An 11,176-nucleotide genomic window follows, 5' to 3' on the forward strand; every position below is an offset into this window, starting at 1 on the left:
CACGGAGGCGACGTCAGGAGGACGCCTGGGGATGAGTGCCGATGGGGTAACGGGCAGAAGTGGCGTCGACGCCTGCTTCGCTTTCATCGTCGCCGGTCAGACGCACCAGATGAGCGGGCAGGCCGGTTACGGCGCCCCAGTAGTAGATGCCCATGGCGCATGCCGCCACGACCAGGGTGTCGAACGGATGGCCGAGCACACCCAGGCCACCGAAACTGCCGAGCCCGGAGAGCACGATGGTGAGGGCGTAGAAGCCGATCAGCCACGCCGATGACCGCACTTGCTGGCGCAGGTCGATGTGTTGGGTCGGCACGAAGCGGCCGCACAGCAGGTACACGACGAACATCAGGATCTGCAGGCCGAGCAGCCAGGACACGGTGCTCCAGCCCGACCAGTAGACGATCAGGGCGGCGATGATGAACGACAGCGGGCCAAGCAGGCTCATGGCCTTGACGCGGAACGGGCGTGGCATGCCGGGTGCATTGTGGCGCAAGGCGGCCACGGTGACCGGTGCGACGGCGTAGCTCAGTACCAGCGCGGCGGAGACCACGTTGATCAGGGCTTCCCAGGACGGGAAAGGCAGGGTCCAGAACACCGACAGGGCGAAGGTCAGCCACAGTGCCGGGCGCGGGATGCCGGACTTCTCGTCGATGCGGGTGAAGACCTTGAAGAAGGTGCCGGTTTGCGCCCAGCCATAGACGACCCGAGGCGTAGCATTCATGTAGATGTTGCCGCAGCCGCTGGGGGAGATCACCGCATCGGCGACCACCAGATAGGCCAGCCAACCCACGCCCAGCGCCAGGGCGATATCACGATAGGGCAGGGCGAGTTCCTTGGAGACGCCGCCCCAACCGTTGACCAGCATTTCGGTGGGCACGCCGCCGAGGAAAGCCACTTGCAGCAACACATAGATGGCGGTGGAGAGCAGCACCGACAGGATCAGCGCAATCGGAATGGTCCGTTGCGGGTTCTTCACTTCGCTGGCCACCGAGATGATCGGCGTGAGCCCGAGGTACGCGAAGATGATGCCGCCAGCGGATACCGCCATCTCGATGCCGGAAAGGCCGAAGGGCGCGAAGCCCTGGGTCTCGAAGTTCTCCGGTTTGAAGAAGCTGAACAGCACGCCGATGACCAGCAGCGGCACGATGAACTTGAACACGCTCACCAGGTTATTGGCCTTGGCGAAGGTCTTCACGCTGCGGTAGTTGAGCATGAAGAAGAGGCAGAGCAGGCCGAACTGCACGAGCCAGCCGATGACCGTGGGATCGCTGGAGCCAGCCTTGGTCAGCTCGGGGAACCAGGCGGCCGCGTATTGGCGAGAGGCGACCACTTCGATCGCCACCAGGCTCGAGAAGGCGATCAGGGTGATGAAGCCCATCAGGTAGCCGAGCAAGGGACCGTGGGAGTACACCGGGTAGCGCACCACGCCGCCGGCACGCGGTAACGCGGCCCCCAGTTCGCAGTAGACGATACCCAGCAACAGCACGGCGAAGCCGCCCAGCAACCAGGAAAAGATGCCTGCAGGACCTGCGATGGATGAAACGTGACTGGCCGCGAACAGCCAGCCCGAGCCGAAAATGGCCCCCAGGCCGATGAAGGTAAGGTCTATCAATGAAAGTTGTTTCTTGAACTTGCCTGACATGGCGTCGCCTTCTTGTGAGTTGTTGGATAGGCAAAGGTGGTGTCACTGGAAGTTGCGATCGGCAGTGCGCCAGGAATGGGTCGTTGGTGACCGTTTCCTGTTGTTTTCTGGCTGCACGCGATGGCCATAGAGTGGACCGGCCGATGCCCCTGCGCTTGATGGTTTTCTTCAGATCGAATGACGAAATCAGCACAATTAAATAATTGCAGTGGCACTCGCAGTGCTGCATCCGAGCCTGCTCGACAGGCTGTGTGCCTTGCGTCAATCTGCCCGCCACGTCCTGGCCGGTCGGCCTTTGAGGGGGAAGAGTCATGACCCAGAACGCGCTTGCGATGCTGTGCCAGGGAGCAGATCAGCAGCGTCCCGAAACCATGGAGCAACTGTTGGCGGGTGTGGCCCTGCTGTTGCCCATGCTGGATGTGATTCCGAATGCCGCGATCTTCATCAAGGATGATCAGGCCCGCTACGTAATGGCCAATCGCACACTGGTGCAGCGGTGCGGCCTGAAGCAGTTGCAACCGCTACTGGGCAAGACCAGCGCCGAGGTTTTTCCCGCGCAGCTGGGGCCCGGTTACACCGAACAGGATCGACGGGTCCTGGAACATGGCCACGTGTTGGAAGACCAGTTGGAACTGCATCTGTACGGGAGCCGCGAACCGGGTTGGTGCCTGACGCACAAACGACCGCTGTACAGCCGCAGTGGTGAAATCATCGGTCTGGTGGGCATCTCGGTGGACCTGCAGTCGGCCAGTGATACGCACCCGGCCTACCAGCGCCTCGCTGCCGTGGACGAATACATCCGCACGCATTTCGATCAACCCATCACCCTGGGCGAGTTGACGCGCATTGCCGGCATTTCCGTGGCTCAGCTGGAGCGCTACTGCAAACGGGTGTTCCACCTGACACCGCGGCAGTTGATCCACAAGGTGCGGCTGGAGCACGCGCATCGGCTATTGCACACCGACCTGCCGATTACCGAGGTTGCCCTGCAATGCGGCTACACCGACCACAGTGCATTCAGCCGGCAGTTCAAGATGCTGACCGGGTTTACCCCGCGACAGTACCGACAGGCGACTGGCATCGAGTGGTGAGGTCGCGGATATCGGTCCTCCCCGATTGTTTGCTCGATACCTGCCCGGACCCCACATGAGTTCGCTGGCTGGCATTGCGGTTTGCTCGATAGGCGGTAGCGCTAGCCGGTAGTCCCTTGACTCAGGTCCATGAACGGCCCGACTTGCGTTGTCTGGTGATCTCGCATCCGCCAGAATCTGCTTTTTCCCGTCCTGTCAGAGGTTCGCAAGCATGCGCAAATCATTATCCGCACTGGCACTCAGCATCCTGGCGTCGCAGTACGTAGTCGCCGGCGAAACCACTAATACAGCAATCGGCGGTGGCGTCGGTGGGGCTTTGGGCAGCGTCGTTGGCCAGGCGGTCGGCGGCAGCACTGGCGCTGCGATTGGAGCCGGCCTGGGCGGTGCGGCGGGCGGCGCGGTGAGCGCGAAAGATGGCAAGAAGACAGAAGCGGCGATTGGCGGTGGCCTTGGCGCGGCTGGCGGCCAGGTGATCGGCAACAGCGTAGGTGGCTCCACCGGTGGTGCAATCGGCGCCGGCCTGGGCGGGGCGGCCGGTAGTGCTATCGGCAACAATCTGGCCGATGACGACGACCACCACGACCACTACGACAACCGCAAAGCCAGCCACAAACATAAACACAAGCACAAACACAACGACTGATCCCCGCTGTCGTTGCACGAAAGCCCGCCTCTCTGGCGGGCTTTCGCGTTTCATTACCCGGATGATTCACCTTCAGCCCTGAGGTGCCTGCAGTCAGGCCAGCCTGGCTTCAGAGCTTGTCAGCATCGATGACAGCCTTGGCGAACGCCTGCGGATCTTCCTGTGGCAGGTTGTGGCCGATGCCGCCGGTGATCAGCCGGTACTCATATTTGCCGGTGAAGCGCTTGGCGTAGTCCTCGGCTTTCGGATGCGGCGCGCCGTTGGCGTCACCTTCGAGCGTAATGGTCGGCACGCTGATGGATGGCGTGGTGGCCAGCTTCTGCTCCAGGGCCTGGTACTGACTCTCGCCCGGCTCCAGGCCCAGGCGCCAGCGATAGTTGTAGATGGTGATGTCGGCGTGGTCAGGGTTGTTGAGAGCGGCTGCGCTGCGATCGAATGTGGCGTCATCGAACGCCCATTTCGGAGAGGCCAGTTGCCAGATCAACTTGGCGAAGTCGTGGGTGTTCTGTTTGTAGCCCTCACGGCCGCGGTCGGTGGCGAAGTAGAACTGGTACCACCACTGCAATTCAGCCTTGGGTGGCAACGGCTTTTTGCCGGCAGCCTGGTTGCCAATCAGATAGCCGCTGACCGACACCAGCGCTTTGACGCGCTCTGGCCAGAGCGCGGAGACGATGCCAGCCGAGCGCGCGCCCCAATCGTAACCGCCGAGTACGGCCTGTTTGATCTTGAGCGCGTCCATGAAATCGATCACGTCACTGGCCAGTGCGGCGGGTTGCCCATTGCGAAGGGTTTTCCCGGAGAGGAAATGTGTGTCGCCGAAGCCTCGTGCGTAGGGCATCAGCACCCGATAGCCCTTGGCGGCCAGCAATGGTGCGACCTCGTCATAGCTGTGGATGTCGTATGGCCAGCCGTGCAGCAGGATGACCACCGCCCCGTCAGCCGGGCCGACTTCGGCATAGGCCACGTTCAGCAGCCCGGCCTTCACATGTTTCAGCGGGCCGAGCGGGGAGGGGGCTACCTGGTGAGTACGCGCCCCGGTCGCGGCGGGCGCCATGCTGGCGGTGGTTTGCGCGTGGGCTGCGCCGAGTTGCAAGAGCGCCAAAGCGAGGATCGAGGCGCTGACGAGGTGACGGCGATTCTTGTCGGACGCGTTGTTCCGCTGTGCCATCGACATGGTGATGTCTCCGTTGCTGGCGATTGGTTGAGGGCCGGGTAGTCCCCTTCGGGCCACGCAAACAGTTGAATGCCACGGCGTATCTGGCCTGTGTCGAATCTACGGCCGGACTGGTAGGCGTGTATCCCGACCTCCTTCAGAGACACTTTGATACACGGCAACTCGACAGGACGACGCCCGGCCTGCCGCGCAATGGCTGCATCTGGCCGGCATCTTCTTCAATCCGCGAACAGCTCGAACATCAGTTGCCTGATCCAGCGATTCGCGGGGTCACGGTGGTACTTCGCGTGCCAGAACAGGTTGATGTCGATCTCCGGCAACTCGACCGGGTGGGGCAGGGCGACCAGGCCGAAGGGTTCGACGCAGGAGTCGGCAAAGCGCTCAGGCACGGTGGCGAGCAGGTCGGTGCGCTGGAGGATATGACCGACGGCGACGAAGTGCGGCACTTCCAGGCGTATATCCCGCTCTATGCCCAGGCGCGCCATGTGGGCGTCCACCTCACCGTGACCGGTGGTGGCGGCGAACACCCGTACATGACCGTAGCGACTGAACCGCTCCAGGGTCAGCGGTTCGCGGGTGGCCGGGTGGTCCTTGCGGCACATGCACACGTAGCGATGCTGGAACAGGCGGCGTTTGTAGAAACCCGCCTGCAGGTGCGGCAGCAGCCCCACGGCGAGGTCGACGGTTCCGTTCTGCAGCGCCTCGATCAGCGTGACCGAGGTATTGCGCACGGTGCTGATTCGGCATTTGGGCGCCAGCCGGGCCAGCGCGTCCATCAGGCGCGGGGTGAAGTAGATTTCGCCGATGTCGGTCATGGCGAGGGTGAAGGTGCGCTCGCTAGCCAAGGGATCGAAGTTGTCCTGCCGGCTCAGGGCATCTCGCAGGGTGTGTATGGCCAGTGACACGGGCTCTGCCAGTTGGTCCGCGTAGGGCGTGGGCTCCATGCCCTGGTAGGTGCGCACGAACAGGTCGTCCTGCAGGGCGGTGCGCAGTCGCTTGAGGGCGTTGCTGACGGCCGGCTGGGTCAGCCCCAGGTTGTCGGCGGCCGTCGATACGCGCCGGTCGATGAGCAATTGGTTGAAGACCACCAACAGGTTCAGGTCCAGATCGCGCAGGTCCATGGGGCGTCCCGTGAAGTGGAGGGTTCGATAGGAATATTCATAGCTGAAATAGTCTGTATGCGAGTTGGTGCATTTATCAATATTTCTCGGGTCGCCATGATGGTTCCACTCCAACAACAACACCATCATGGGTACGAACATGAGCAAGAAGCCTGCTTTGCGCGTCGGCATCATCGGCGGCGGTATCTCCGGCGTCGCCCTGGCACTGGACCTTTGCCGTCACTCCCATCTCGACGTCCAGCTCTTCGAGTCCGCCCCTGCCTTCGGTGAAGTGGGCGCCGGCGTCTCCTTTGGCGCCAACGCAGTCCGGGCCATCGCCGGTCTTGGGCTCGCGGAGCCATACGGGCAACTGGCCGACCGTACCCCTGAGCCCTGGCAGGACGTGTGGTTCGAATGGCGCCGCAGCAGCGATGCCGGCTACATCGGCGCCAGTGTGGCGCCGGGCGTGGGGCAGTCCTCGGTGCACCGGGCAGACTTCCTGGATGTGCTGGCCAGCCGCTTGCCCGAAGGCGTGGCGCGTTTCAGGAAGCGCGCCGTCGGCGTGGAGCAACAGGGCAATGAGGCACGGGTGCTGTTCACCGATGGCAGTGAGTACCGGGGCGATCTGCTGATTGCCGCAGACGGTATCAAGTCCGCCATGCGCAGCCATGTGCTGGAGGGGATCGGCGCCGCGCCGGTCGCTCCGCGCTTCACTGGCACCTGCGCCTATCGCGGCCTGATTGATAGTCAGCGCCTGCGCGAGGCCTATCGCGCTGCCGGGGTCGACGAGCATCTGGTGGATGTACCGCAGATGTATCTCGGCCTCGACGGCCACATCCTCACCTTCCCGGTGAAGCAGGGCCGCATCATCAATGTGGTGGCGTTCGTTTCCGACCGCAGCAAGCCCAACCCCGAATGGCCCGAGGATGCCTCCTGGGTGCGCGAGGCCAGCCAGCGCGAAATGCTCGAAGCATTCGAAGGTTGGGGCGATGCCGCGCGCATCCTGCTCGAATGCATTCCGGCGCCCAGCCATTGGGCGCTGCATGACCTGGCCGAACTGCCCGGCTACGTGCACGGCCGCGTGGCGCTGATCGGTGATGCCGCGCACGCCATGCTGCCGCACCAGGGGGCCGGGGCAGGGCAAGGACTTGAAGATGCCTACTTCCTGGCGCGCCTGCTGGGTGATCCGAACGTGAGTCAGGGCAACCTGGACGGATTGCTGGCGGCCTACGACGCATTGCGCCGGCCGCGTGCGTGTCGCGTGCAGCGCACTTCCTGGGAGGCGGGCGAGTTGTACGAGCTGCGCGACCCGGTCGTCGGTGACGACGAGCAGGCCCTGGGACCGACCCTGGCCAGTCGCTTCGACTGGCTGTGGAACCATGACCTGGACGCAGACGTCGCCCAGGCCCGCGCCCGACTGGGCTGGGAGGCCGTCAGCCGCTGCGCCTGATTCCGCCTCGTCCTACCGGGGCGGGCCTGCAGGCCGCTCCGGCTCTATAACAACGACAAGAAGAGCCATGCCATGCGTACCATCGACGTTTCCGCCCTGCTCGACGGGGCTCGCTTCAATGCCTTTCACGCACGCGTGCTGTTCTGGTGCGCGCTGATCATCATTTTCGACGGCTATGACCTGGTCATCTACGGCGTGGTGCTACCCGCGCTCATGCAGACCTGGAACCTGACTGCGCTCCAGGCCGGCCTGCTCGGCAGCTGCGCGCTGGTCGGGATGATGTTCGGCGCGCTGTTCTTCGGCCCGCTGTCCGACCGCATCGGACGCCGCAAGACCATCATGACCTGTGTGGTCCTGTTCAGTGGCTTCACCGTGGTCAACGGCTTCGCCCGCACCCCTGAGGAGTTCGCCATCTGCCGCTTCATAGCGGGGCTCGGCATCGGCGGCGTCATGCCGAATGTCGTCGCGCTGATGAACGAATACGCGCCGAAGAAGATTCGCAGCACCCTGGTGGCGGTCATGTTCAGTGGCTATTCGGTAGGGGGCATGCTGTCCGCCGGCCTGGGCATGGTGCTGATACCGCACTGGGGTTGGCAGGCGGTGTTCTTCGTCGCCGTTGTGCCCTTGCTGGTATTGCCGTTGCTGGTGCGCCAGCTGCCCGAATCGATCAACTTCCTGGTTCGCCAGGGCAAGGTCGGAATGGCCAGTGAGCTACTGGAAAAGGCCGCCCCGGAATACCGGCCCGGCGCTGGTGATCAACTTGCACTGGCCAAGGGGCAGGCTGGCAAGGCCGCCATTGGCCAGCTCTTCCACGATGGGCGCTCGCTGAGCACCCTGATGCTCTGGGTGGCGTTCTTCTGCTGCCTGCTGATGGTCTACGCCCTGAGCTCCTGGCTGCCGAAACTGATGAATGCTGCCGGCTACGGGCTCAACTCCAGTCTTGCGTTCCTTCTGGTGCTGAACTTCGGGGCCATCTTCGGTGCCATTGGCGGCGGTTGGCTCGGGGACCGGATCGGTCTCGGTCGGGTGTTGTTCGCCTTCTTCACTCTCGGCGCGCTGTCCCTCAGCCTGTTGGCGCTGAAGTCCCCGCTGCCGGTGCTGTACCTGCTGATCGGTGTGGCTGGTGCCTGCACCATCGGCACGCAAATCCTCGCCAACGCCTGCGCGGTGCAGTTCTATCCGGCGCATATCCGTTCCACCGGACTTGGCTGGGCCATGGGTATCGGCCGCATCGGCGCGATCATCGGCCCGCTGCTGGGCGGTGCGCTGCATGCCGCGCAACTGCCGATTCAGGCGAGCTTCCTGGCCTTCGCCCTGCCGGGCCTGATCGGTGCCGCCGCTATCCTGGTGTTTCTCTGGCACCGTCCTGGCAATGGAGCGCTGGTCAGCGATGCGATCGACAAGCCGCTGGAGTCCGTCTCCGGTTGAGCAAGTAAAGCCGAGACCGCCCCGGATACTGCCGGGGCGGGATTCGTCTGAAGTGAACTACTGGGTGCATGTCTGGACTCGCCCGTCCCTGACCGTAGTGAGCGGGATTGGGACTCGCCGCCCCAATCCCGCCCGTTACATCGTCAGCCGCGCGGCAATGGCGGGGTGCGCGGGGGGATCAGACGCTTCGAGCCGGTCGATTCGAATGCCGAGGCGAAGCGCAGCAGGGCCGAGTCATCGTATGCGCGACCCGCGAAGGTCAGCCCGATGGGCATGCCGATGTCCGGCATCACGCCCATCGGCACGGTGACCGTGGGAACGCCCAAATGGCGGATGGCGAGATTGCCGTTGGCAACCCAGATGCCATTGCTCCAGGCGATATCCGCGGACTGCGGATTCACATCGGCATCCGCCGGGCCAACGTCGGCCACCGTCGGAAAGAGCACCGCGTCCAGGCCCAACTGGTCCATCCAGTCTTCGAGGTCCATTCGACGCGTCTTTTCGAGACCGCGCAGACCATCCGGAAGGGTGGGGATCTGGTCCCACTGCTTGATGCCGCGTTCGGCCATGCGCACGTATTCGTCCATGCCGGCGGCCAGGTCGCCTTCACGGTTCGGCAGGGTGCCCTGGTCGTGGGGGAAGATCTGCGGTCCGTCGACGTCGACGAGGCGGTTCAGCTTGGGATCGCCGTTGGCGCGCAGGAAGTCATCGAAGCCCCAGGCCGACAGGTCCCAGAGCTCGTCATGCAGGAACTCCTTGGATACCACACCGCGGTTGAACACAGTCGGCGCGCCGGGGCGATCGCCCTCGCAGTTGGACACCAGTGGGAAATCGACCTCGACCACTTCGGCCCCGGCCGCTTCGAGTGCCTTGCGCGCCTCTTCCCAGAGACCGATGACGGAAGGGCGGGTATTGATTCGTTGCCCCGTCGGGCCGCCAATACCCGGTGCTTCGCTGGTGCCGGCTTCCAGATCCTTGTTGATGAACATGCGTGGAACGCCGAAGCGTTTGCCCGCCAGGGCCTCGGGCGTGGCAGCGAGATCAAGGTAGGACGCGGGGCGCACCGAAGCGACGCTGGGGATCGGCACCCACGGCTGCAGGCGCCACAGGTCGCCACGTTTGTCCGGGTCCTCGGCTACGACCACATCCAGTACTTCCAGCAGGTCGGCCATGGTCCTTGCGTACGGCACCACGACGTCCATGGTCGGCGTCAACGGCCAGTTGCCGCGTACCGAGATCACCCCGCGCGAAGGCGTGTAGGCGCACAGGCCGTTGTTGGACGCCGGCCCGCGCCCGCTCGACCAGGTTTCCTCGGCCAGGCCGAATGCCGAGTAACTGGCTGCGGTCGCGGTGCCCGCACCATTGGACGAGCCCGAGGCGAACGGCGCGGTGAGGTAGTTCGCGTTGTATGGACTCTCCGCACGACCGTAGACGCCGCGCTGCATGCCACCGTTGGCCATGGGCGGCATGTTGGTCTTGCCCAGACAGATGGCACCGGCGGCGCGAAGCCGTTCGATGGTGAACGCATCGCGATAGGCGATCAGGTCCTTGAAAGCCGGGCTGCCGGATGCCGCGGTCAGCCCTTTCACCAGGTAGCTGTCCTTGGCCGTATAGGGAATGCCATCCAGTGGTCCGAGCGTTTCGCCTCGCGCGCGGCGCGCATCGGATGCTTCGGCTTCCTTGAGCGCCTCGGGGTTGCGAACCACGACTGCGTTCAGAGCGGTTGGGGTGTCGGGACCATCGTAGGCATCGATCCTGGCGAGATAGGCCTGGACCAGCTCGACAGCTGTCGTGCGGCCGGACTCGAGCGCGGCGCGCAGTTGGGCAATGGAAACCTCGGTTACCTCGATCATGCTGTCACCGCCGGTGGTTGTTGGGTTATGCATTGAATCTCTCCATCACGCTGAACGCGGGGTCCAGGAACATCAACTTGCTAGAACCAGTACTCATTTCGGCCCTCGTTTCAGCGCAACACGGCTCAGGGCTCGGCTGAAACCAGGGCCAGGGTATTCAGCGCACTATTTTGCACCAAGCGCGATGTGGATGAGTCGCTGACATGCATCGACTGTCGATGGCAAGCATCCCGGCCGCCAGGGTTGCGCATGCGTGTGGAGGCGGCCCGTCTTCAGGTCGAAGACGGGCGGCACGCCCCGGGAGTTTCGCCGAAGCGCACGCAAGGCTGAACCATCGCGGTCAGCGATCAGTGCTGGCAGAAGCGGGCCCGGTTGCCGAAACGACCAGGCATTTGCAGGTTGAACGAGGCCCAATAGGGAACTTGCCAAGGAACACCGCTTGGCGGCTCCACCGCATGGGCCGGGATAATCGGTTGTAATGAAAGAGCCGGGAATCCTGGCCAGAGGAGGGCATGTCATGCCTATTAGTCGATTTTCTGTGTGGGTGGTTGCGATGTTCCTGACGGTTTCGGCAGGTGCGTCCTGGGCCACTGAGCAGGCCGAACAACGCCGGGCCGCACGCGAAGTGCGGCAGGAAACACGGCAGGACTCACGCCAGATCAAGCAGGACTGCCGCGCCGCTGACCAGCAGTACAACGCACAGTGTCGGCAGGACAAGCGCGAGACCAAGCAGCAGGGGCGAGAGAGGGCAAGGGACATCAAGTACTGAGCACGCTTTGCAGACCTGGCTTTGTG

General features: G+C 63.8%; 9 protein-coding genes. 5 read left to right on the top strand and 4 right to left on the bottom strand.

What is annotated here, in order from left to right; translation table 11 throughout:
- Nucleotides 1–13 precede the first annotated feature (13 nt).
- The gene (locus D6Z43_RS04995; protein ID WP_120650891.1) at nt 14–1,642 is read right to left on the bottom strand and encodes an APC family permease; all 1,629 of its coding nucleotides are present in this window, start codon (nt 1,640–1,642) and stop codon (nt 14–16) included.
- 311 nt (nt 1,643–1,953) lie between these two features.
- Between D6Z43_RS04995 and D6Z43_RS05000 the strand changes: the two genes are divergently transcribed.
- Together D6Z43_RS05000 and D6Z43_RS05005 are read left to right on the top strand one after the other, a co-directional pair.
- Nucleotides 1,954–2,733 (top strand): AraC family transcriptional regulator, encoded by a 780-nt coding sequence (locus tag D6Z43_RS05000; RefSeq protein ID WP_120650892.1) that lies wholly within the window; start codon nt 1,954–1,956, stop codon nt 2,731–2,733.
- 211 nt (nt 2,734–2,944) lie between these two features.
- Nucleotides 2,945–3,376, top strand: coding sequence for a glycine zipper domain-containing protein (locus D6Z43_RS05005; protein WP_120650893.1), 432 nt, complete (start codon nt 2,945–2,947; stop codon nt 3,374–3,376).
- A 109-nt stretch (nt 3,377–3,485) separates the two neighbouring features.
- Here the strand turns inward: D6Z43_RS05005 and D6Z43_RS05010 are convergent, their stop codons facing one another.
- Both D6Z43_RS05010 and D6Z43_RS05015 read right to left on the bottom strand, forming a co-directional pair.
- Nucleotides 3,486–4,550, bottom strand: a complete 1,065-nt coding sequence (locus tag D6Z43_RS05010) for an alpha/beta fold hydrolase (protein WP_120650894.1) — start codon at nt 4,548–4,550, stop codon at nt 3,486–3,488.
- 218 nt (nt 4,551–4,768) lie between these two features.
- Nucleotides 4,769–5,671, bottom strand: coding sequence for a LysR family transcriptional regulator (locus D6Z43_RS05015; protein WP_120650895.1), 903 nt, complete (start codon nt 5,669–5,671; stop codon nt 4,769–4,771).
- A gap of 139 nt (nt 5,672–5,810) precedes the next feature.
- On the opposite strand from D6Z43_RS05015, the gene salA reads away from it, so the two are divergent.
- Together salA and D6Z43_RS05025 are read left to right on the top strand one after the other, a co-directional pair.
- Nucleotides 5,811–7,100, top strand: coding sequence for a salicylate 1-monooxygenase (salA, locus tag D6Z43_RS05020; RefSeq protein WP_256660948.1), 1,290 nt, complete (start codon nt 5,811–5,813; stop codon nt 7,098–7,100).
- Between the two features lie 72 nt (nt 7,101–7,172).
- Entirely contained in the window at nt 7,173–8,528 is a 1,356-nt protein-coding gene (locus tag D6Z43_RS05025) for an aromatic acid/H+ symport family MFS transporter (RefSeq protein WP_120650897.1), read from the top strand.
- Nucleotides 8,529–8,671: 143 nt separating this feature from the next.
- Here D6Z43_RS05025 and D6Z43_RS05030 read toward each other — a convergent pair whose 3' ends face one another.
- Entirely contained in the window at nt 8,672–10,381 is a 1,710-nt protein-coding gene (locus D6Z43_RS05030; protein WP_120655189.1) for an amidase, read from the bottom strand.
- A 517-nt stretch (nt 10,382–10,898) separates the two neighbouring features.
- Here D6Z43_RS05030 and D6Z43_RS05035 point away from each other — a divergent pair.
- Nucleotides 10,899–11,150: a hypothetical protein gene (locus tag D6Z43_RS05035; RefSeq protein ID WP_120650898.1), complete on the top strand. Its 252-nt coding sequence runs from the start codon at nt 10,899–10,901 to the stop codon at nt 11,148–11,150.
- Nucleotides 11,151–11,176 lie beyond the last annotated feature (26 nt).

Origin of the sequence: Pseudomonas sp. DY-1, assembly GCF_003626975.1 — a bacterium.
GTDB lineage: Bacteria > Pseudomonadota > Gammaproteobacteria > Pseudomonadales > Pseudomonadaceae > Metapseudomonas.